Origin of the sequence: Vibrio sinaloensis DSM 21326, from assembly GCF_000189275.1 — a bacterium.
In the GTDB taxonomy this organism is placed as follows: domain Bacteria; phylum Pseudomonadota; class Gammaproteobacteria; order Enterobacterales; family Vibrionaceae; genus Vibrio; species Vibrio sinaloensis.
The window spans coordinates 13,804-36,040 of the sequence record NZ_AEVT01000057.1; the positions used below are offsets into that span (position 1 = coordinate 13,804).

18 protein-coding genes are annotated in these 22,237 nt (G+C 46.4%); 9 read left to right on the forward strand and 9 right to left on the reverse strand.

Features of this window, described 5'->3' with window-relative positions:
* Window positions 1–27 precede the first annotated feature (27 nt).
* From RH45_RS08620 to RH45_RS08655, 8 genes are all read right to left on the reverse strand, one after another.
* On the reverse strand, window positions 28–1,359 hold the full coding sequence (locus RH45_RS08620; protein ID WP_008076150.1) for a PKD domain-containing protein: 1,332 nt from the start codon (window positions 1,357–1,359) through the stop codon (window positions 28–30).
* A 150-nt stretch (window positions 1,360–1,509) separates the two neighbouring features.
* Window positions 1,510–4,632, reverse strand: a complete 3,123-nt coding sequence (locus RH45_RS08625; protein ID WP_008076152.1) for a TonB-dependent receptor — start codon at window positions 4,630–4,632, stop codon at window positions 1,510–1,512.
* Between the two features lie 71 nt (window positions 4,633–4,703).
* On the reverse strand, window positions 4,704–5,642 hold the full coding sequence (locus RH45_RS08630; protein ID WP_008076163.1) for a FecR domain-containing protein: 939 nt from the start codon (window positions 5,640–5,642) through the stop codon (window positions 4,704–4,706).
* Window positions 5,643–5,644: 2 nt separating this feature from the next.
* Window positions 5,645–6,160, reverse strand: coding sequence for a sigma-70 family RNA polymerase sigma factor (locus RH45_RS08635; protein ID WP_008076165.1), 516 nt, complete (start codon window positions 6,158–6,160; stop codon window positions 5,645–5,647).
* Window positions 6,161–6,388: 228 nt separating this feature from the next.
* A complete protein-coding gene (locus tag RH45_RS08640; RefSeq protein WP_008076166.1) occupies window positions 6,389–8,158 on the reverse strand; it encodes a choice-of-anchor I family protein in 1,770 nt (589 codons plus the stop codon).
* 123 nt (window positions 8,159–8,281) lie between these two features.
* Window positions 8,282–8,464 carry a hypothetical protein gene (locus RH45_RS08645; protein ID WP_008076168.1) on the reverse strand — a complete coding sequence of 61 codons (183 nt, stop codon included), beginning with the start codon at window positions 8,462–8,464 and terminating at the stop codon, window positions 8,282–8,284.
* A gap of 152 nt (window positions 8,465–8,616) precedes the next feature.
* Complete coding sequence (locus RH45_RS08650) at window positions 8,617–10,320, reverse strand: FAD-dependent oxidoreductase (protein WP_008076169.1); 1,704 nt, start codon at window positions 10,318–10,320, stop codon at window positions 8,617–8,619.
* A 12-nt stretch (window positions 10,321–10,332) separates the two neighbouring features.
* Window positions 10,333–10,518, reverse strand: coding sequence for a YgaP family membrane protein (locus RH45_RS08655; RefSeq protein WP_008076171.1), 186 nt, complete (start codon window positions 10,516–10,518; stop codon window positions 10,333–10,335).
* Window positions 10,519–10,681: 163 nt separating this feature from the next.
* On the opposite strand from RH45_RS08655, the gene RH45_RS08660 reads away from it, so the two are divergent.
* The 5 genes from RH45_RS08660 to RH45_RS08680 are packed head-to-tail and all read left to right on the forward strand — an operon-like array spanning window position 10,682 to window position 16,278.
* The gene (locus tag RH45_RS08660; protein ID WP_008076173.1) at window positions 10,682–10,984 is read left to right on the forward strand and encodes an ArsR/SmtB family transcription factor; all 303 of its coding nucleotides are present in this window, start codon (window positions 10,682–10,684) and stop codon (window positions 10,982–10,984) included.
* A gap of 21 nt (window positions 10,985–11,005) precedes the next feature.
* Entirely contained in the window at window positions 11,006–11,437 is a 432-nt protein-coding gene (locus RH45_RS08665; protein WP_008076174.1) for a YeeE/YedE family protein, read from the forward strand.
* 9 nt (window positions 11,438–11,446) lie between these two features.
* The gene (locus RH45_RS08670) at window positions 11,447–11,908 is read left to right on the forward strand and encodes a YeeE/YedE family protein (RefSeq protein ID WP_008076175.1); all 462 of its coding nucleotides are present in this window, start codon (window positions 11,447–11,449) and stop codon (window positions 11,906–11,908) included.
* 24 nt (window positions 11,909–11,932) lie between these two features.
* Window positions 11,933–15,238, forward strand: coding sequence for an efflux RND transporter permease subunit (locus RH45_RS08675; RefSeq protein ID WP_008076176.1), 3,306 nt, complete (start codon window positions 11,933–11,935; stop codon window positions 15,236–15,238).
* Complete coding sequence (locus tag RH45_RS08680) at window positions 15,238–16,278, forward strand: efflux RND transporter periplasmic adaptor subunit (protein WP_008076177.1); 1,041 nt, start codon at window positions 15,238–15,240, stop codon at window positions 16,276–16,278. Before RH45_RS08675 ends, RH45_RS08680 begins: the two co-directional genes overlap by 1 nt.
* A 6-nt stretch (window positions 16,279–16,284) precedes the next feature.
* Here RH45_RS08680 and RH45_RS08685 read toward each other — a convergent pair whose 3' ends face one another.
* A complete protein-coding gene (locus RH45_RS08685; protein ID WP_039958394.1) occupies window positions 16,285–17,175 on the reverse strand; it encodes an endonuclease/exonuclease/phosphatase family protein in 891 nt (296 codons plus the stop codon).
* Window positions 17,176–17,469: 294 nt separating this feature from the next.
* Here RH45_RS08685 and nrdD point away from each other — a divergent pair, with 294 nt between their 5' ends.
* The 4 genes from nrdD to RH45_RS08705 all read left to right on the forward strand — a co-directional run bounded on the left by nrdD (window position 17,470) and on the right by RH45_RS08705 (window position 22,219).
* Window positions 17,470–19,590, forward strand: coding sequence for an anaerobic ribonucleoside-triphosphate reductase (nrdD, locus tag RH45_RS08690; protein ID WP_008076181.1), 2,121 nt, complete (start codon window positions 17,470–17,472; stop codon window positions 19,588–19,590).
* 83 nt (window positions 19,591–19,673) lie between these two features.
* Entirely contained in the window at window positions 19,674–20,141 is a 468-nt protein-coding gene (gene nrdG, locus RH45_RS08695; RefSeq protein ID WP_008076190.1) for an anaerobic ribonucleoside-triphosphate reductase-activating protein, read from the forward strand.
* Between the two features lie 163 nt (window positions 20,142–20,304).
* Window positions 20,305–21,486, forward strand: a complete 1,182-nt coding sequence (locus RH45_RS08700; protein WP_008076192.1) for an amino acid aminotransferase — start codon at window positions 20,305–20,307, stop codon at window positions 21,484–21,486.
* Between the two features lie 88 nt (window positions 21,487–21,574).
* On the forward strand, window positions 21,575–22,219 hold the full coding sequence (locus tag RH45_RS08705) for an ATP-dependent zinc protease family protein (protein ID WP_008076194.1): 645 nt from the start codon (window positions 21,575–21,577) through the stop codon (window positions 22,217–22,219).
* Window positions 22,220–22,237 lie beyond the last annotated feature (18 nt).

Genomic DNA, 22,237 nt, shown 5'->3' on the forward strand with positions numbered 1-22,237 from the left:
TCCGCGCTTTTTTGAATTTGGGTGGTTTTAGTTAGAAGTGAATAGATAGGCAACGTTTACAAAACGCAATTCAGCTAGGTTAAATGTAATCGCATAGGACATCTGGGTCGCTTGCCCTAAGGTCGGTTTTGCATACATTTTTATGCGAGCCTTATCTCCCGCATAGAGAGTCTGTCCTTTCTCAAGTCCTGTCAATTTCCCCTCAATGAGTGCATTCGCCTCTAACGCTGTAGTCTCTTCAATGGCATAGTCTCGACCTTTGGCCTCGACCGTAAACTCGCCAAGGAGGATGTATTCTGGAGCATCGCCTTCGATAGTCATGTTGACGGTGACCATGTTAATGACGGTACCAACGCTTTGGGGCTGCGAATCATCCATTACAAACAACAGATCACTTGAACCGACTTCAGTCGCCGTAATTCTCACATAGTCAGTGTTACTGTTAAATTCACCATCAGAGGTTGTTAAAGCGACCACATAGTCACCAATAAGATCTGGGGTAAAGCTTGGTTGCGCTTCGGTAGTGCTGCTTAGTTGAGCTGTACTGTTTTCAGGCTTAGAGACGAACTGCCACGTGTAGGTGATTGCATCGTCATTGCCATCAAAGCTGGCTGAGCCATCGAGTTGAGCCTGTGCGCCGAGTTCAAATGTTTGCGGGTTACCTGCGATGGCAACAGGCGCTACATTTTCTGCGGAGTAGCGTAATGTAAATTCTTTCTCCGTTGCCTCGTAGCCGTCATTCACGGTTAAGCGTAACGTATAGTCGCCAGCTGTTTTTGCGAAGAACTGAGCTGAAGAACTATCACTGCCCGTTAATTTTGTATCAGCGCCTTCTGGTTCAGAGGTGATTTCCCATTGATACTTGAGAATATCCCCATCGGCATCATAGCTATTCGAATTGAGAGAGATGGTTTGTTCTAAGGCAAGCGCGTTTGGTGTTTCCAGCATAATTACCGGTGGAACATTGGTGTTTTCGTCGCTGACTTCAATGTTGTAAGAGGTAGTGTGACGATTGTCTCCAGCTGTTGCGGTTAATTCGACCGTGTAGTTACCAGCGAGATCTGGCGCAAAGTAGGGGGCGACAGCCATTGAGTCATTCAGTGCAGCAGTACTTCCGTCTGGCTTTGCGGTAATTGACCAGTTATAACTGAGCATAGAATCGGTGTCGCCTTGGCTAGAAGCGCCATCTAATCGAACTCGGTCACCGATTTTAGCGTAGCTGCGAGCGGCAATGATAGCCGTACTGTTTGATTTCACTTCTGGAGTGTTATCGGCATTGTCAGAGCCACCACCGCCACCACAAGCGATTAAGGCTGGAATAGAAAGTGAGAGTAAGGTCCATTTAAATGTTGACTTCATTGAGTTCATCCTAAAGTTCTGTATGCGTCTGCGTTGTTCTTAGAGCTAAGCGAGCAGAGTCGAATTATTAAGTTTCACTGCTGTTACCGTGTGAAAATGGAAAACCCGTAATGCAGATAGAAAAAAACGCCTCAAATAAGGCGTTTTAGTTTAGAAGCGGCCACTCAGTTTCACGGTAATCGTTCGACCTGGCGCTGGCATGCCAGAAACGGACCCTGCCTCTAGATAGTACACATCACTCAAATTTCGGCCTATCAACTCGCCGGTAATTGATCGGGTAAAGTCATATTTTATGTAAGCATCATAGGTTGTGACATCAGTACGCTTAATGACTTCATCTTTGTGGCTACCTGAAACGTAATTGGTTCTAATGCCGGTTTCTAGGTCTTGATCGAAAAAGCGAGCACCAAGTAGTACGCTGGCTGAGTATTCCGGGGCAGCGTGCGCCGCGAGGTAGCTGTCTTCACTGAACCCGCCTCGAGAGCAGCGTTCATAGTGAGGAGAATTTCCCGCCCTGACATCTTGCACAAAACCGACGGCTGCAGAGTGGCTATCACACACTTCATTACGGAAGTTGTAAGCGAACGAGCCATCGGCGAAGTAATCGCTGTTATCAAAGCGTCCATTTAATTCAATTCCACTGGTTCGTTGGCTATCAAGGTTGGAGAATTTGTAACCATCCCGCTCGCGATCCATCACATTATCAATGGTTTGATCGAAATAGGTGATCTTGCCAGTCGCGTTTTCAAAGTAATGCACATAAGCCGTCTCGAATAATTTAGCGCGCTCGGCTTCGAGGGGGGCGCTACCACTCGTGACGCCGCTAAATCCGCTGGTACTTTCAAATAGACTTGGGAAGCGCAAGGTCTCTGCGTAGCGCACGTACAAGCGACTGTCATCATCGATCAGCCAAGTCGCAGTGGCAGAGGGCATCCAGCCATGACCGCTGGTTTTGTAATCGGTATTGTAGGCGTTATCGTCAAGAAAACTGCTCGCTTTACAACTGCCTTCGACATAGTTTGCTTGCTGCATGGCGGCGTAACAGGCATTCTCGGCGACAGACAACTCATTGTCGTCATTCACAAGCCATTTGGACTGGTGTTCAAGAACAAAGCTTGTGTTGCTCGCAGCTTCGCTGGTGGCTTGAGAAACCTTACTGGCTAACACATTGTCAAAGTTAGCCAGTTCGTTCTGTCTTTCCGCCAATCTGGCATTGTGTTGGTCGGCTTGCCCCGGAAATTGAGCAATGAGGTTTTGTAGACGAAGGATTTCCTTATTGAGATTGCTTTTCGTAAACGAGGCTCGCACTTCATGCTCTGCATTGGCGATGTTTTGGGTAATTTCTTCAGGGGCGAACTCTTCTCGTGTTTGATAAGTAACGTCGTAGCCCTGAACCCGCAGTTCTTTAAGCGTATTTAGCTCGCCGGCATTGAGTCGATTTTCGATGTAATAGTCTTCAGCTGTATAAGAGATAAAACGGACGCCAGCATCAAAGATTATAGAATCTGTCGCGCGCCATTCTAGCTTTGCAGAGCCATTATATTCGTCTCGTTGGCCTGCTCTAACGGGGCCATCATAGTAATCGATCGTATAATCGAGGCCTTGTTTGGGCATAAGTTCGTGTCGTTGATAGCTGCCAGAAAAAGACACATCCACCGAACTGCTTAATAGCATTTTATTTCTGAAATCGAACCCGTATCGCTGCTCTTCACGCTCAATGGTCGCCGTGTTAATGATCACATCAGGCGTGTCACTGTCTGCCCAAGTAAAATTAGGAAAGCCGTAACCCGTATTGCTTTCTCCTTCAGATTTTGACAGCCACAAGTTGGTGCTCAAATCGAGGTAAGGATTCTTGGGGTTGGTGCGAAATTTCAAACTATAGGCTTGTATTTTCGCATTGCCCAGAGGCCATTGTGCTAAGCCATCAGCGTTTCGGTAGTCTGAGCGGCTTGCCAGTATTTCGCCATGGATGCTATTGGTGTAACGCGCACTAAATTGCAGTTTATTGAAGTCATCAATGTTGAACGTACTCTTGAATAAAATCGACTCCATTTCGGAAGACGTATTTGGAACTTCATGACCTGGATAGTGCACCCTAGCTAAATGTTCAGGCTCTAGAAGAGGATTACGACCCGCGACCAAATCGCCATTGCCATTTTCATAAGGTTGATCATAAAAATCTGACTTACGTGTACCCGAATAGTAATTGCCGCGGTTTCGATAGGCGTATGCAGCAACCCATTCAAATTTTGGTTTAATTCCCGCTAGAGCAAGGCGATATGCGGTGTCTTCACCATCAAAAGGGTTATCACTTTTGTTATCGCGCGTCTGAAAACGGACTTCGGGATCGTCGTACAATGGTACGCCTCCCAACGCTGAGTACACAGGTACGTCTTGCCAGCGTTTTCCAGTATGCATACGTGCTTTATTTGGCTCAATGGCGTTGCTGCTGCTTTCTGCAACCAACTCTATGCCGAATGTTTCACCTTCTTCGACAATGTCTTGAGGTTGTAACGTTGTGACCTGAACGGCGCCACCAGTCGAGGTGTTAATGTCAGAACTCAGTTGAGCACCTTTGTACACTTTCATACTGCCGATTAAGTTTGGATCGATGTAATTGCGGTTGGATGCGCCTCGATAACCGTTGTAAACCGTGATCGCTTGTTCCGTGCCATCGATAACGACAGGGACTCGGCCAAAGCCTTGAACACCACGAATGTTAGGATCAATGCTGCCACCCCCATTACGCGATTCACCACTATGAACGTTAGTCACGCCGGTAAAGAGATCTGCCGCGTTGGTGCCTTTGAATCTTTCAATATCTTGCTTGCCAATGTATGCGGTTGACGCATCGTAATCGTAGACATCGTCACTGCCAGCAATGTCGCGTTGATAAGCGTTTTCGAAACTGGTTGTGACCTGAATGGCATCCAATGTCATCCCTTCGCCAATCGAGGATAAGTAGTACACGCCGTCTTGTTGTTTCTCTGCGATCAAACCGGTGTTACTCAGCAGATGGTTTAACGCTTGCGACTGGTCGTATTGCCCTTGTAAACCTTGGCTATATAGATCGGATGATAGAGCGGAGTTGAGATAAAACTCGACGCCGGATTGCAAGGCAAATTGGTTGAGCACACTGTCTAGAGTCCCAGCAGGAATACTATATTCTTGGCTTACTTCCGCATAGATAGAATAGGGGAGTAGGGCTGCCGATATCCCTAAATTGGCTTTGATAAGCAGAGTCAGCCACTGACGTCGATGATTATGTTTCACCGTTGTTTCCTTTTTCGGTATCAAATCTCACTGATGACTACACCGAACGAGATTAAGAAAACCGTAAAAATTTAGCTTCTGGCTTTTATCGTTACCCAAAGTGGGGTGCGGTAATGCAGCTCAATAGGAAGGATCTGGCTTATGTTGTAGAGCGTTCGGTCTATGTTTTCGGTAGAGAACACCCCCGTTAATTTGAGCGTTTTCAGCGACGGGTCGATACTCAAAATCCCCTTGCGATAGCGCGCCAGCTCTTGAATAAACTCAGTCAGTGGTGTGGCCTGAGCTTGTATTTTTTGCTCTAACCAAAGCGCGTCGTGGGTTTGGTTCTTTTCAATACTTGCCACTGAGCGGCGATTAAAATGCGCATACTCGCCTGCGAGAAGGTGAGGAGAACCAAGACCCAACAAAGGTTGCAACTCAACTTCGCCTTCGTAGACACAGACTTGCGTTGAAGCGTCAAACTCGCGCACAGCAAAACGCGTACCGATGGGGCGAACGCGACCTTGCGATGTTGCGACATGAAGCGGGGTGGTGTGATGTGAGTTGGTCACTAGGATTTCGCCGTGAGACAAGTAAAGCTCACGTCGCTGGTGGTTAAAATTAACGTAAACGGTCGTATCCGTATTGAGGGCCAGTTGAGTTCCATCTGCTAAGGTGAGCGCTTTCATTTCTCCCGTTACGGTAGCAAATTCAGCTCCCTGTGGGGCAGGGCGATACGCGGATAAACCGAGCCCGAGAGAAGCAAATGAAACCCCACCAAGCATCAACATCTGGCGGCGGCTGATGCCGTTTTTGTTTGTTGCTAAGACTCGTCGGCTAAGATTGCTTTGTGGAACACGCGCAAATTTTTGCTGAACCAGCTCTAACTTCTCCCAAGCTTTTGCGTTTTCAGGTGCGGCGGATTTCCAACAGTGGAAAGCATCACGGTCTTGTTGCGTAACGTCGTCTGCCCATAACCTAGCCATCCACAGTGATGCTTGTTCAATGGAGTCGCGAGATATAGGGTCCATGGTTAACCCTCTTCCAACATTGCCATCATGCAACCTTGCAGCGCTTTGGCGACATACTTTTCAACCGAAGATACGGAGACATTGAGCTCCAGTGCGATAGCTTTATAGCTTTTGCCTTCAAGTTGACGCATTAGCAGTGCTTGACGAGCTTTGATGGGCAGTTTGTGTAGTAGGCTATCGATTTCGACTAGCGCTTCAACGACAATCACATGTTCTTCTGGAGAGCCGGAGACTTGTAAAGGTTCTTGTTCAAGAAGCTCAAGGTAGGCGGTTTCGACTCGGCGGCGACGGTAAAGGTCAATGACAAGACCTTTAGCGATGTGCGTAAGGTACTTTCGAGAATCTTTATATTCGGGAAGTTTGCCTTTGGTTAGCAAGCGCAAATAGGTATCTTGGACTAAATCCGCGGTGGCATCAGGGCAACCGAGGCGACGTTTAATGAATACCGACAGCCAACTATGGTGTTCTTGATACATGTGATCGATTCGCGCCATATCTGCCTGACTTGTCAACGCCATTGCTGCCTACTCCCTACTTAACAATGCTAATGATAATAATTATCATTAAGGTGAGTTGAGGAATATATCAGAAATATAAATATGTGCTATAAAATTTTTTATAAAAGTGCTAATTAGTGCGAAGATGTACGCTGACAGGTTAAAATTCTATCGATTTTACAGAAGGTTAGAGTTGGTATAAGAATCAAGGCGCCCGTATAGCGCCTTGATAAAGTGATTATCGACACCCTAGAAGTCTATTCGGTAAATGGAAGTTGTACCGCTCACTTCGTTACCAACCGCAAGAAGATGTTGGCCGTTTCGACTGAAATAGTGAATGGACTCTGGCCCCAAATCTCCCGCTTGTGGATTGTATTGACCATTAGCGCATTCTCCATCTTCAATTTGAGTACAGACCGGTTGAGCAAAATTGCGATTGTTGCTGTAATGCAAGAACATGGCATCTTCAGGATTGCTTACGTCATAGACCATAATGCCTCCCTGACGCTCTAAACCAATAAAAGCATAGTGACGCCCGTTGAGTTTAGCGACTTCTATTGCTTCTGGCTCTACGCCTTTATCGTCGCTGCGATCGTCAGCACTGCGGTTGCTATCATTGCTGCTGTTCAATGTACTCGGTGAAAGAGACGAAATAATATTCGCGAACTGATCTCCACTGTCATAGGTCCGCTGGCCTTCATCGTTCCATATAGAAAAGGAACGGGTGCCGAAAGATCGAATACTTTCTTGGGGTTGAACTGGCTGACTCGGTGCAATAACTTTTAAGCGTGCTAATTGCTTATTGTCTTTGAGTGCTTGGTGTAGTGGGTGAGCGGCGTCAACGTCAAGTTTCTTGCCTCTTAACTCATCACTGTAAGCGATACAGAAGCCTTGTTTATTTGCGTAGTCTTCACTTTGACTGTAGTCGTCTTCATCCCACTCAAAACCTTTTGCTTCGCACACTTGTTGGGTGGTTTTAAATCCGTACTCGCGACCATCGCCTTCATTAGCCGTGAGTATGTAGCTTTTTCCATCGACTTGATAACTGTCAATAGAGTCAGGCATATACAAGCCAACCAGTGATGGATACTGTTGGAAATTGCCCACGATCTTGTCTTTGTTAGAAGCGTCTAGTTGGACATTTTGCCAAGACTTTTCTCCAAGAGGGAGGATACGTTCAACCTGCTTTTGGCTTAGGTTTACCTTAGCTAACGCATTGTTCTCTTGTAACGCGACGTAAAGGTATCCATCTTTGCCAAATGTTAGGTACTCCGGTTCAAGGTCTTGAGCCACTGTCGCCGTTGGAGCTGAAATTCTGACGTGTTTCTCCAGCTCAGTATGGCGAGCGCCACCTCGGTTGAACTCGGTAAACCCAATTTGCGTCACTTCAGCGTTATCAACGCCGTTTTGCAAATCAACAAGTGTTATCGAACCTTCTGGATCAATGGAGTAATCGCTGCTGGGTTCTCCTTCGTTTGCAGTGGCGATGTAGCGTCCATCGGGTGAAAACGAAACCATGTCAGGTAACGCACCTGTAGGGAAGGTTGTCACGAGGCTCAAATCGTCAGTGCGATAAAGTGCGATGATGCCGTTTTGTTGCTTGATTTGGTTCTCAATCGCGACGGCAATCAGCCCGCTTGAGGTCGAAACGCTGTTCGCTGCACCGATCTCTATCCCCGCTAACTCGCCTGCCGCCATCAGATCTAAACTGGTTTTTAAGCTCGGTTGTTGAGTGTCGTCGAGTTGCAATACGTCGACTCGTTTACTTTGCGCATTCACCACCAATAATTGGTCATGACAGTCATCGTAGTCGACGATCTCCGCTGCCGAGCTGTCAAATGGACTGTCAGCAATATAACGACCTACCAACGTTAACCCTGATAGCGAACTTTCACTTTCGCTAATTTTGCTTGGGGTTGGGCAAGACATCGAAAAGGCGGCTTGTTGGCTTTGGGTACAACCAGAGAGAGCGAGTGCTGCAACGGATACGGATAGGGCAAGTCGAGTGTGAGTAAACAAAATAAGTCCTCCATGAATAGTTGAGCGAATTCTATGGAGGAGATGTGAAAACTAGATGTGGTTTTTATAACGGTTTAATGACAGGTTAAAAAGGTTGTTACAAAAAGGTAGCTTACCTTGTCACTAAAATTGGTCACTGATCAATTGGATCAGTTCGCTCTCTGTTTCCGGAGTGCGAGCCAACTCCACCATACATTCAGCACCACCTTTAAGCATGTAGGCGGTGGAAGTACAATGATCATGGTGGAACCATTTACCTTGAATGCACACATCGGTGTAGCAGCGAGCATCTTTCTTTAATTCCATTTGTTTCTTCCTTGTTAATTATTGGTTATCACGATTAAAAATAACCCTACACATAATAATGAAAAATGATCTCGATCAATAATCGTCAATATTGACAAAAAAGGAGGCTCTCAGAGCCCCCAAAGTTTGCACAGTGTAGTAATAGGAAGTCGTTAGGCGGTCGCGAACTTGTAAGTGCGGTAGCCACCGAGCAAGTTGCGCGCTTTGAATCCATTGTTGACTAGTTGGCGATAGGCGACGTTGCCACGTAATCCTACCTGACAGTAGATAATGATCTCCTTGTCTTTTGGCAGCTCATCCATTCTGTTGCGCAATTGGTCGACCGGAATGTTGATCGCACCGTCGATGAACCCAACATTTTCAAGTTCGCCTGGATTACGCACATCAAGTAGCACCTGATCATCTGTTAACGAATCCATCTCATCAAAGTGAATCGGAGTGGCGTCACCCTTAATGATGTTGTTTGCCACAAAAGCGGCTTGATTGATCACATCTTTTGCACTGCCATATGGCGGAGCGTAAGTGAGCTCCAAGTGTTGAAGCTGCTCAACCGTCATGCCTGCTCGCTGGGCAACCGCCATCACATCAATTCGTTTATCGACACCATCTTTGCCCACTGCTTGCGCACCAAAGATCTTGCCTGTTTTTGGATCGAACAACATCTTGAACGATACGATTTCGGCACCTGGGTAGTAACTCGCATGGCTAGCGGTATGGACATAGACCTTTTCGTAATCGATGCCATCACGTTTTAGTTGCTTCTCGTTTTTACCCGTTGATGCGACCGCTAAATCGAAAATCTTGCAAATCGCCGTCCCTTGTGTGCCTTGATAGGTTTCATTTCGGCCTAACATGTTGTCGGCAGCCATACGACCTTGACGGTTAGCCGGGCCGGCGAGCGGTACTAAGGTTTGAGCGTTTGTGACAAAGTCTTTTTCTTCAACGGCATCGCCTACCGCATAAATGCTAGGGTCGCTGGTTTGCATCATGTTATTGGTGTAGATGCCACCAAGCTGACCGATTTGAAGCCCTGCTTCTTGAGCGAGTTTCACTTCTGGGCGAACACCGATCGCCATGATAAGAATGTCTGTGTTTAAGACTTCACCATTGTTTAATGTTAGGTTTAACTCACCTTCAATGTGCTGATGATCTTCGTTTTCGCCAGCGTCCATTGTGGCAATATGTTCATTAGGTGCATATTCAATCGACTCTAGTGCAACTCCTAACTTCAAGTCGATACCTTTGTGTCGAATTTCTGCATGAGCAAAGCCTGCCATTTCGCGATCCACGGACGTCATCACTTGGTCTGCCATTTCAACAAGCGTCGTTTTAATTCCGAGCTGATGAAATGCCTCCATCATTTCAAGACCAATGAATCCGCCTCCGACTACCGTAGCGTGTTCAGGCTTATTCATTTGTATCGTGTTTAGGATACGATCCATATCCGGAATATTGCGCAAGGAATGAGTAAGCGGATTCGATATCCCTGGGATTGGAGGAACGATTGGACCCGCTCCAGGGCTTAGGAGTAAGAAATCGTAGGATTCGGTGTACTCAGAACCATCCAAGAGGTTTTTAACCGTAACAGACTTAGATTGTCGATTGATAGACACGACTTCGTTCATGACACGAACGTCGACATTAAAACGTGCGAGGAAGCTTTCAGGTGTCTGTAAAAGTAGTTTGCTGCGCTCTTTAATATCGCCACCAATATGGTAAGGCAGTCCACAGTTCGCAAATGAAACAAACTCCCCACGCTCAAACATAATGATTTGGGCATTTTCGCTCAAGCGTCGTGCGCGAGCTGCAGCAGAAGCGCCACCGGCTACGCCGCCAACAATTACAATCTTAGTCATGTGTACTCCGAACTATTTAAAACCTAACTTTTTGAACACCATCGCGGCTGGGCAAAAGCCGGTAAAGGCACTTTGAATCAGGTTTGCACCAATAAAAACAGTGAACCAAACAAAACCAGTATCTACGGTCACGGTTAAAAGTACAGAGAGTAAAACCATGATCCCTGCAAATACTCGAACGACGTTTTCCAATGTCATACCCATCTCCTTGAATGCCGACTTGCTATTGCGCTAACTATAGAGATATAAATTAGCATTGTCTAATGTTAATTTATCTAAATTTAAAATAACTAAATTAGTATTGACTAAATTATATTGTTAAGTAAGCTCTGATGTAGTGTTTGTTTAATGGGTGAGAGCGATGGACTTAGTTCAAATGCAAACCAACGCCGTAGAAGCGGCAGACTTACTGAAGGTAATGGCGCATCCGGAAAGATTGATGGTGTTGTGTCAGCTTACTCAAGGCGAAGTGGGTGTCGGTGCGCTACAACAAGGCTCCAATCTGAGTCAGTCTGCCTTCTCTCAGCACTTGACCGTACTGAGAAAACATCAATTGATCCAAGCTAGAAAGGAATCGCAACAGGTCTTTTATTCACTCGCCGATCCACGTGTTGAAGCCCTTATTCAGAGCCTTCACAGCGTGTTTTGTGCGCCAGAATCTTGATTAGGTTTAAAGAGGTATTCAATGTTAGAAACCATTCCATGGGAATCGTTGTTAGGTGGTGTTGCACTTGGTGTATCCGCTACCTTGTTATTGCTTATGAATGGAAAGGTCGCTGGGATCAGCGGCATTGTAAATGGACTTATGTTGCCTAGAAGCGCTGATTACGCTTGGCGTGTACTGTTTGTTTTAGGCATGGTGCTAGGTGGCGTGGTGAGCGTGATGTCATTTGGTGTCGATACCCCTTCATTTGACGGCGTATCATTACCAGTACTTGTTGTCGCTGGTGCCTTGGTTGGGTTTGGAACCCGACTCGCTAATGGCTGTACCAGTGGGCACGGTATATGTGGTATTGGCCGTCTATCAAAGCGTTCAATAATTGCAACCATGATATTTATGTTGGTGGCCGCTTTGACGGTATATGTACGTTTACATTGGTTTTCAGTAGGTAACTAGGGGCAAGTGATGAACAATAGATTAACTCGATTGACACCTCTTTTCTCTGGGGCTTTATTCGGCTTTGGGATGGCGTTTTCTGGCATGATTGATCCTGCAAAAGTGATCGGATTTTTAGACTTCGCTGGGCAATGGGATCCTAGCCTTGCGTTCGTTATGGGCGGGGCGTTATTGGTGTTTTTGCCAAGCTATCACTTTCTTATCAAGCCGCGCAGTCAATCAATAAATGGTGAAAACCTCTGCCTACCTGCCTCTCAACACCTCGATAGTCGATTGATGTCTGGCGCCGCTGTGTTTGGTATCGGTTGGGGGCTTGCTGGAGTTTGCCCCGGGCCTGCCGTAACGAGTGTCGCGTTAGGCAGCATTGAAGTGGTGCTGTTTTTAGTGGCGATGTTGGTGGGCTCACTGATGGCGAATGTTGCATTTCCTAAAGCGCAATTGGCTCGAGAATTCGCTGAAGCAATCAAATAGAAGTTGTAACAGATTGGAGGTTACATGGAGTTAAAACGCGGGCAGGGAAGCTGGATTCAATCGGTTATGAGCAGCTTTTTCCCGCCAATTCTCATCATACTTATGTTGGGTATTGGTGCGGCGGCGTTGTGGCTAACGCCAAAAGAAGAAGATCCTCAAATCGTGGTTCCAATGGCCGATGTGTTGGTGTCTGCACCTGGCTTAAGAGCCTCTCAGGTAGAGAAACAAGTCACAGAACCATTGGAAAAGTTGCTGAGTCAGATTGATGGTGTGGAATACGTGTACTCGACCTCAATGGAAGGCGCAGCTCAGGTGATCGTTCGATTTTATGTTGGCGAGCAACGCGAAGAGTCGTTGGTTAAGCTCTACAACAAGCTCTATTCGAATCAAGACAAGATTCCACCAGCGGTCAATAATTGGATTGTAAAGCCTGTTGAAATCGATGATGTGCCTATCGTGGTAGCGGCTTTGTATAGCACAGATACTGAACACGTTAATCGTCATCAACTAAAACGCATTGCCGATCAGGCTACGCTTGGCTTAAAAGCGCTCCCCGATACTAACTTGGTTAAGGTCGTGGGAGGGGAGTCACGAACCATCTCCGTTGAGTTGGATTCGGTTGCGATGGCCCATTTCAATGTGACCATTGATGATTTAAATCGCGCGCTGTCGTTATCACATCAGAGAACAGATCTTGGCTCTATCCAAGTCGAGGATGGGTTCTATCAACTTGAAAGTGGCGCGCTGCTCGCCAGCATCAGTCAGCTGAAGCAGCTCGTTGTCAGTGTGGTGAATGGCAAGCCTGTTTACTTACAAGATGTTGCCAATGTCGTTGATGGACAATCTGAAGCAACCACAGACACTTGGTATCGCTCTGCTCAATCAGGGCAAGAATACCCTGCTGTGTTTATCTCTGTTGCCAAACAGAGAGGTTCAAACGCGGTTGACGTTGCGGAAAGTGTATTAACGCAGCTCGAAGAGCTTAAACAGCAACAATTTCCGCAAGCGGTTGAGTTTGCCATTATTCGTGATTATGGCCAAACGGCAGACGACAAAGTGTCCAACCTTATCTCGAGTTTGGGTATTGCAATCCTGACTGTGGTTGTTTTTGTTGGGCTGTTTTTGAACTGGCGCAGCGCTCTGGTTGTCGCGATCGCGATTCCGATCAGTTACGGCGCCGCCTTGGGAATGGACCTACTATTTGGTTATTCGATTAACCGAGTCACACTGTTTGCCTTGATACTTGCACTCGGTCTTATCGTCGATGACCCCATCGCAAGCATTGATAACATTGAACGTTACTTGAAACGTAACGACTTATCTCGCACCAAAGCGATTGTGTTGGCCATGGCCGAAATTCGCAGTGCGTTGCTAATGTCAACCGTGGCCATTGTGATCGTATTTCTGCCAATGTTTTTTATCACTGGAATGATGGGACCCTATATGGGGCCGTTGGCATTTAATGTGCCAATAAGTGTCATTTTCAGCACTGTGGTGGCATTTATGATCACACCATGGTTGGCGAAAAAGATATTAGTCGCAGCCAATAGCAATGTTAGCGAACAACTTGAATCAAGCTTACTGTACCGCGGATACCAAAAAGTGCTCTTTCCACTGTTGGAGAGTCGACGTAAAGCCTGGCTGTTTTTGGCTACAGTGGCTATTTTATTTGTGGTCGCGGCACTGCTTCCTGCGCTGCGCCTAGTACCGTTAAAGCTACTGCCATACGACAATAAAAACGAATTTCAGATCGTACTGAATATGCCCGAATCGAGCAATTTTGTTGAAACGTCCAATGCGCTACGCGTGTTTGCCGATTATCTGGTTGAAGTGCCAGAGGTGGAGTCGGTTTCTGGATTCTCCGCCGTTGCTTCACCAATGGATTTTAATGGCATGGTTCGCCATTACTTTATGCGCGATCAAGCATACCAAGGTGAGCTAAGGGTGGTGCTGGCAGACAAACACCGCCGACATATGCAATCCCACGAAATTGTAACGCGCTTAAGAGAAGACTTGGAGACAATCGCCCAACGGTATTCAGCCACTATTCAGCTTGTGGAAGTGCCACCGGGGCCTCCGGTGATTGCGACCATCACCGCCGAAGTCTATGGCAGTGCGACGACCAGTTATCAGCAGTTAGCGCAACAGGCGAATCTTGTTGCTCATAGGTTGCAGAAGGAAGCGTTCGTCACTGAAGTCGACACCAGTATTCAAGGGGAGTTGGAAACGTGGCAGTTCATTATTGATCAGGAAAAAGCCGCGTTATCGGGAGTGTCGATCAAAGATGTCAACCAGACTCTACTTGCGGCTAATCTAGGGTTGGTCATTGGCTATCTGGAAACCGATCGAGACCTTCTGCCACTTCCTATTGAGATTCGTCTACCTGTTGAAAAGCGTGACGATCTTGATTCTCTACGCCAGCTGTATGTGCGTGGCCAATCGGGTGTGGTCAAGCAATACGTGAATGGTGCACTGATCGATGCGCCACAACCTAAAGTCCAGCTGGCTGAAATCGGCGAGTTTGTAAAGCGTAACAGCGACCAACCTATTTATCATAAAAACCTCAAGCCTGTGGTTTATGTTTACGCGGAAACCGCCGGCCGTGTCCCCGGTGAAATCATTGCTGATGTGCTTGCAGACCAAAATGTTTCTCAACACGAGCAAGTAACAGAATGGGGAGAGCGTACATATCTGTCTAATGGTGCAGGGTTAGCTTGGCGTGTCAGCGATGACATTGATGTGATTTGGAGTGGGGAAGGTGAGTGGAAAATTACTGTGGATGTTTTCCGTGACTTAGGGATTGCCTATGGGGCGGCGTTACTCGGTGTGTTTGTCGTCATGCTTATACAAACTGGCTTACCCGCGGTGTCTGGCATCATTATGCTGGCGATACCATTAACCGTCATTGGCATCATGCCAGGTTTCTGGTTGCTAAATACGTTAAGCAGCGACATTAATGGTTACCCCAACCCAGCTTTGTTTACGGCCACCGCAATGATAGGGATGATTGCGCTCGCGGGCATTGTGGTACGTAACTCCTTGGTTCTGATTGAGTTCATACAGCAGTCCTTGGCAACTGGAATGCCTTTAGATCACGCGTTGATACAGTCAGGCGCTGTGCGGATGAGGCCAATTTTACTCACCGCGGGTACGACGCTGCTCGGTAATATCGTGATTACGCTCGATCCTATTTTTAACGGTTTAGCATGGGCGATCATCTTTGGCATCACGGCCTCAACCGTTTTCACCTTACTCGTGGTGCCCGTGGTTTACAACTTAGCCTATCAACATCAACCGGGGCATGGATTAAAAACTCAGGAGGAAGAGTAATGAAACTTAATAACAAAGTGTTAGGCGCCGGGTTGTTTGCGTTACTCGCCTTCCTGTTTGTTTATATGGCGGGTGGGTTCAGCGATAAAATTGAGTCAGCAAAGCGTCATCATCGTTTGGATATTGATAAGCTTGAGACGATGACCTTAGTTGCAACTCAGCAGGTCAATAAGCGTGTTTTTCCGGGTGTTGTCTCTGCAAAACAAAGTGCAGATATTGCCGCTCGTTTGACCGCGAACGTGGTAGAAGTGATGGTTGATGTAGGTGACAACGTCACCAAGGGTGACTTGTTACTTAGGCTCGAGAGTGACGATTTAGACGCCATTGTAGAGCAGAGTGTCCAGAGCTTGTCTTCTACTCAGGCTCAGCTTAACAATGCTCGTAAGGAGTACCGCAGAGCGGAAGACCTTGTTAAGAAAAAGCTGATTCCACAGTCTCAATTTGATTCAGCAGAGAGTCGCCTTCAATCGGCGCAAGCCAGTTTTAATCAAGCAAAAGCAGCGGTCGCAGAAGCGGAAACGACCTTTGGCTTTAGCGTTATTAGCGCCCCTTTTGATGCGGTCATCACTGCCAAATCCGTCAACGCGGGTGATACGGCAACACCCGGTTTGAGCTTGTTACGCCTATACAATCCGCAGTCTTTGCAAGTCGAGGTTGATGTCTCAGAGTCAGCACTGCCTTTTGTTACGCTCGGGTTAGAGGTCATGATCACTTTCCCAACGGTCGGCCAATCTACTCAAGCGAAGATTATTGAGATTACTCCCTCGGCCGACGCTGGCTCACGCAGTTACAAGATTAAGCTGGACTTTAACGCAGAGCTGGGACTCTTTCCGGGAACGTACAGTCAAGTAATGATTCCAATGGGAACACGAGATGAACTGATTGTCCCAACAGACGCAATAACTCAAGTCGGTCAACTCGATTACGTCAAAGTCCTTGCCGATGGTCAACTTGAAACGCGACTGGTACAGCTAGGGGAAGGTCGTCGAGTTCGTAAAGGGCTGAGCGCTGGTGAAACCATTGTACTCAACCCCAATTAGATGTACTTAGTAAAGTTGGGCGGTGATAGGGCAGTGGTCGCTTAGCTGATGCTTGAGCACCTGTTGGCTCGGATACACATCTTGTTTAGGTGCTGAAAGCTTGATTTGATCACTAACAATGATGTGGTCGATCAGTGAACGAAAACTGTGGGTTTTGTTCGGTTGCTTTCGCGATCGAACCTTACACTCGGCGCGAGTTCGTTGTGTTGCTAGCTGAGCACGGTTGCTCTGGGTAAGCGTGTTCCACAACCAGTCATTGGGATAGCTTAGGTTGTGGTTAAAATCGCCAAGGATGACGTAAGCTTGGTTCGCCACTTCCTTTTCATTAATCCACTGGTTTAGGCGCTCACCCTGCTGTTTTAGAATGCGGCAGTCGCGATTATTCTTGTAAGCACCGCTGCATCGAGCCTTGAGGTGAACAGACAATAGATGAATAGGTCGTTCACTGTTTGGCTGAATAACAACATAGGTTGCGAAACGAAGCTTACTGTTGCTACGTTGATCGAGCAAAACATCCGGCATATTCTGCCAGCTAATCCCATGCTTTATCGCCACTCCGGTGAACTGATTGATGTCGTGAAAACGCTTTTCTGTGTGTCTCTCCTGGGTTCGATCAGAGAATACGATGTCATAACCCTTACCTATCACTTTCTGTAACGCGGCTTCATCATTCACTTCCTGAAAGGCGAGCACATCGCTTTGCATCAATGAAAAATGTTCCTCGAGTGCGAGATAGTCGCCCGTTGTTCGCTGCGACTGGACAAATTGGTCTGACGGTGATGAAGACAGCCATTCAATGTTCCATGTGGACAATGTTAGTGATGAATCCGCGAGTACATCAAAGGGCAATACCAACAGGGCAGACAGGACAAAACAGCGTATTTTTTGGTTTAACATACTTTAACATTCATAAAATCGATTACAGCCTTTATTCCATAAGCGCTTGAAAAAAATCAAGCCTAAAGAGCCTCATTTTTGCAATTTACATGGTTTTCTTCCAGCCTGAGATCGCTGCCACTAAGATCGCGTTGATCTTAATCTATGGCCTATTTTTGTTGATCGAAATCAATACTTTTATTCGGTTCATCTCGTTAAATACGCCACAACATATAGTGTCAGTCGAATAAAAAATCGCCCTATATAGTGTGTTTGTGGATAAGTCTGTGAGTATGCTTAGGGTAAGGAGAGAAGGTGAAACCAATCGTAATCAAGCGTGACGGCTCAAGAGCTCCGTTCAGTAGGGATCGCATTCAGGCAGCAGTTGAAGCCGCCGCAGAGCATGTAGATAAAGAAATCGCTATTTATGCACTAAATGTGGCTTTAGCGGTTGAGCTGCAGCTAAAAGATCACGATGAAGTTAACATCGCAGAAATCCAGACTTTAGTTGAAAATGAACTTATGCAAGGACCATATAAATCGCTGGCACGCTCGTACATCGAGTATCGCCACGACCGAGATATGGCTCGCGAAAAACAAAGTGCTCTTACCCGTGAAATCGAAGGGCTTATTGAAGAGAGCAATGTTGATCTAATCAATGAAAATGCCAACAAAGACGGCAAAGTTATCCCGACTCAGCGCGACCTATTAGCAGGTATCGTTGCGAAGCACTACGCGAAAACACACATTCTTCCGCGTGATATCGTTCAAGCTCATGAAGAAGGCGATATTCACTATCACGATCTTGATTACGCGCCGTTCTTCCCTATGTTTAACTGCATGCTAATCGACCTTAAGGGCATGTTAACTCATGGTTTCAAAATGGGTAACGCCGAGATCGATACGCCGAAGTCGATTTCTACCGCAACCGCGGTTACTGCACAGATTATTGCTCAAGTCGCTAGCCACATTTATGGTGGTACTACCATTAACCGTATCGACGAAGTGCTAGAACCCTACGTGATGACCAGTTACGAGAAACATTTAAAAGTGGCTAAGGAGTGGGACATCCACCAACCAGAAGCTTTTGCTCGTTCTCGTACAGAAAAAGAGTGTTACGACGCCTTCCAATCTTTGGAGTATGAAGTCAATACTTTGCATACCGCGAATGGCCAAACTCCGTTTGTAACCTTTGGATTTGGTTTAGGTACAAGCTGGGCTTCGCGCTTGATTCAACAGTCTATATTAAAGAATCGCATTGCGGGTCTAGGCAAAAATCGCAAAACGGCCGTTTTCCCTAAGTTAGTGTTTGGCATTAAAGATGGCTTGAACCATAAAGCGGGCGACCCGAACTACGACATTAAAAAACTTGCGCTTGAATGTGCGTCTAAACGCATGTATCCAGACATCTTAAACTACGACAAAGTCGTTGAAGTCACAGGGTCATTCAAAACTCCGATGGGCTGCCGTAGCTTCCTAGGCACGTACGAAGAAAACGGTGAGTTGATTCATGAAGGGCGTAATAACTTAGGTGTTGTTAGCCTTAACTTGCCACGTATTGCCATTCAAGCTAAAGGCGACGAAGCGAAGTTTTACCAATTGCTTGACCAAAAACTTCACTTGGCTCGTCGAGCATTAGAGACTCGTATCTCTCGCTTAGAAAATGTTAAAGCACGTGTTGCTCCTATTTTGTATATGGAAGGTGCATGTGGTGTGCGTCTGAAAGCCGATGAACCGATTGCTAATATCTTTAAGAATGGCCGCGCGTCTATCTCGCTTGGTTACATTGGTATCCACGAAACCATTAATGCACTGTTTGGCACTGAGCAGCATGTTTATGATGACAGTGCACTACGTGAGAAAGCACTCGGCGTCATTCAGTACCTGAAAGACAAGGTTAATCAGTGGACCGAAGAATCGGGTTATGGGTACAGCTTATACGGCACGCCAAGTGAAAACCTATGTAGCCGTTTCTGCCGCATTGATGCGAAAGAGTTCGGCGTGGTCGAAGGGGTGACGGACAAAGGCTACTACACCAACAGCTTCCATTTGGATGTAGAGAAAAAAGTCAATCCTTACGATAAGATCGACTTTGAGATGCCTTACCCTGAAATATCGAGTGGTGGCTTCATCTGCTATGGCGAGTTCCCGAATATGCAACGCAATATTGAGGCGCTCGAAAACGTCTGGGACTACAGCTATACCAGAGTCCCATATTATGGCACCAACACGCCGATTGATGAGTGTTACGAGTGTGGTTATAACGGTGAGTTCGAATGTACTAGTAAGGGGTTTACTTGCCCAAGCTGTGGTAACCATGACTCTACCAAAGTATCGGTGACTCGTCGCGTATGTGGTTACCTCGGCAGCCCTGATGCGCGTCCGTTTAACTTCGGCAAGCAAGAAGAAGTTAAGCGCCGCGTTAAGCACTTATAGTCAGTATTGTCCTGCTGGTTCTGCCAGCAGGACATTCATCATTCTATTAAGCCCAGCTATGGGTTTTCTTTTTGAGTCGCACAATGAATTATCACCAATATTATCCTGTTGATGTCGTGAATGGCCCAGGTACGCGATGTACGTTGTTTGTTTCTGGTTGCGTCCATCAATGTCGCGGCTGCTATAACCAATCAACTCAGCGACTGGATTCAGGGACGCCTTTTACCCAGCAAGCAGAAGATAAAATCATTGCTGACTTGCAAGATGAGCGAATTCCAAAACGCGGTTTGTCTCTGTCTGGTGGGGATCCACTACACCCGGCCAATGTGTCTGACATCCTAAAATTGGTCAAGCGAGTAAGAGAAGAGTGCCCGGGGAAAGATATTTGGCTTTGGACGGGTTACACGTTAGCTGAGCTTGATAACGCGCAACGCGAAGTGACTCAGTATATTGACGTTCTGATTGATGGAAAGTTTGAGCAAGACAAAAAAGACCTTAACCTTGAATGGCGGGGGAGCTCTAATCAAGTCATTCACACTTTCAAGCTATGAGCCGCTGCGAGTGTTTTGCTAAGTCCAAATAAGTTAACTGTATGTTAAATTTTACAGCTTTTTATCCTGTTTTGCTCTTAGCCACTAAAATTTTATTTCTAGATTTGTAACTTAGATGATAACGTGTGGGTCATTACTTGAATTTCAAAGGGTTGTGACTTTCATGTTCTCACATTTACCAACACCAACATTAGATCCTATTCTTTCTCTCTCCGTTGCTTACCGCAATGATCCTCGTCCTAACAAAGTCGATTTAGGCATCGGTGTCTACAAAAACAGCGCGGGTGAAACCCCTGTCATGAAGGCAATTTTGCAGGCTCAAGATATTGTTGTCGAAACGCAAAAAACCAAATCGTACGTTGGTCTAGCCGGTTGCGAAGAGTTTAACCAAAGCATGGTGAACTTGTTGTTAGATGGCACATCTGCCATGGGTCGTGTTGCTGCGATTCAAACGCCAGGAGCAAGTGGTGCCCTGCGTATGCTTGGCGATTTAATGAAGGTTGCTCAACCGAATACAACAGTGTGGATCTCTAATCCAAGCTATGTAAACCATAGACCTGTAATGGAAGCGGCTGGCCTCAAAGTAAAACACTACAGCTATTTTAGCCCTGAAACCAAGCAAGTTGATACTGCACGTATGTTAGAAGAACTCGCTCAGGCTGGTCCAGATGACGTCGTTTTGCTGCACGGTTGCTGTCATAACCCAACTGGCGCAGACATTGACTTTGCTGCGTGGCAGGCGATTACTGAGCTTGCGCAAAAGAATGGCTTTACTCCATTTGTCGATATTGCTTACCAAGGGTTTGGCGATGGCCTTGAAGAGGACGCTAAGGGCCTTCGTCATATGGCGGATAACGTAGAAGAAATGCTGATTACGACTTCGTGTTCGAAAAACTTTGGTTTATACCGCGAACGTACCGGTGCTGCGATTGTCGTCGGCAAATCAGCTGGTGACGTGAATAATGCAAAAGGCAAACTTTTAACCCTTGCGCGTGCAACCTACACTATGCCGCCAGACCATGGTGCTGCGCTTGTAAAAACTATCTTGCAAAATCAAGATTTAACCACCGTGTGGAAGCAAGAGTTGAGCGAAATGCAGCAGCGATTGTTAAACCTTCGTCAAACCTTGTGCAATGAATTGAGAAATTCGCACAATACTTCACAATTCGATTTCATTGAAAGTCACAAAGGCATGTTTACTGTGCTAGGCTTTACTCAAGATCAGATGCTGCAACTTCGTGAAGAATATGGAATTTATGGCGTTGGCGATGGTCGTATAAATATTGCAGGCTTAACGGAAAAAGACATTCCATATGTAGCTGAAGCAATCGTAAAAGTATCTTAATAGATCGAGTTTTATATTCGTTTTAAGGCTCACGTATGTGGGCCTTTTTTAAAGCTGGTCAGAATGGTCAATTGAATTAGGTGGTCGAATGAACAAAACGTGGAAGCTAATCATTCCAGTTATGCTAAGTGGTGGTTTAATGGCGTGTTCAACGACAGGGCAAGCTCCTGTTGAACCTGAACAGAAGCCACAAGTTGAGGAGCCTAAAGTAGAAAAGCCTCAAGTTGAAGAGAAAGAAGAGATCAAAGAAACAAAGCCTGCTGAAAAGCCCAAGCAGCCTGAAGTGGTATTGAAGGCGCAGAAAACGTCCGATGGCAAGCTTATTTTGGGTGAAAAAGAGTGGGTTTACCTACCTGGTTTGGAGCAGAGTGTAAAAGCACGTATCGATACAGGGGCGACTACCTCGTCCATCAGTGCGGTAGACATCGAACCTTTCGAACGTGACGGCAAAGATTGGGTTAAGTTTAAGATCGAACATGATGGGGTTAAAACCAAAGAGATTGCTCTACCTGTGCAGCGTTGGGTAAAGATTCGCCAATCGACGGCTGACGACACTCACCGTAGAGCCGTTGTAGATGCTTGGATCCAAATCGGTGATTTGAAAGAAAAGACAGAGTTCACGTTAGCAGATCGAACGCATTTAACCTTCCCACTACTTTTGGGGCGTAGCTTCTTTAAAGACGTGGCGGTTGTCGATGTGAGCCAGCAATACGTTCAAGATAAACACAAGTAATTCATTAGAAAATAAAAA

Bases quoted from the DNA above. Each gene is read 5' to 3' on its own strand.
- RH45_RS08665 (WP_008076174.1), top strand. From the start codon at position 11,006: ATGTTAGAAACCATTCCATGGGAATCGTTGTTAGGTGGTGTTGCACTT.
- RH45_RS08630 (WP_008076163.1), bottom strand. From the start codon at position 5,642: ATGGACCCTATATCTCGCGACTCCATTGAACAAGCATCACTGTGGATG.
- RH45_RS08705 (WP_008076194.1), top strand. From the start codon at position 21,575: ATGAACAAAACGTGGAAGCTAATCATTCCAGTTATGCTAAGTGGTGGT.
- RH45_RS08660 (WP_008076173.1), top strand. From the start codon at position 10,682: ATGGACTTAGTTCAAATGCAAACCAACGCCGTAGAAGCGGCAGACTTA.
- nrdG (WP_008076190.1), top strand. From the start codon at position 19,674: ATGAATTATCACCAATATTATCCTGTTGATGTCGTGAATGGCCCAGGT.
- RH45_RS08620 (WP_008076150.1), bottom strand. From the start codon at position 1,359: ATGAAGTCAACATTTAAATGGACCTTACTCTCACTTTCTATTCCAGCC.
- RH45_RS08635 (WP_008076165.1), bottom strand. From the start codon at position 6,160: ATGGCGTTGACAAGTCAGGCAGATATGGCGCGAATCGATCACATGTAT.
- RH45_RS08655 (WP_008076171.1), bottom strand. From the start codon at position 10,518: ATGACATTGGAAAACGTCGTTCGAGTATTTGCAGGGATCATGGTTTTA.
- RH45_RS08685 (WP_039958394.1), bottom strand. From the start codon at position 17,175: ATGTTAAACCAAAAAATACGCTGTTTTGTCCTGTCTGCCCTGTTGGTA.
- RH45_RS08670 (WP_008076175.1), top strand. From the start codon at position 11,447: ATGAACAATAGATTAACTCGATTGACACCTCTTTTCTCTGGGGCTTTA.
- RH45_RS08675 (WP_008076176.1), top strand. From the start codon at position 11,933: ATGGAGTTAAAACGCGGGCAGGGAAGCTGGATTCAATCGGTTATGAGC.
- RH45_RS08680 (WP_008076177.1), top strand. From the start codon at position 15,238: ATGAAACTTAATAACAAAGTGTTAGGCGCCGGGTTGTTTGCGTTACTC.
- RH45_RS08650 (WP_008076169.1), bottom strand. From the start codon at position 10,320: ATGACTAAGATTGTAATTGTTGGCGGCGTAGCCGGTGGCGCTTCTGCT.
- RH45_RS08645 (WP_008076168.1), bottom strand. From the start codon at position 8,464: ATGGAATTAAAGAAAGATGCTCGCTGCTACACCGATGTGTGCATTCAA.
- RH45_RS08700 (WP_008076192.1), top strand. From the start codon at position 20,305: ATGTTCTCACATTTACCAACACCAACATTAGATCCTATTCTTTCTCTC.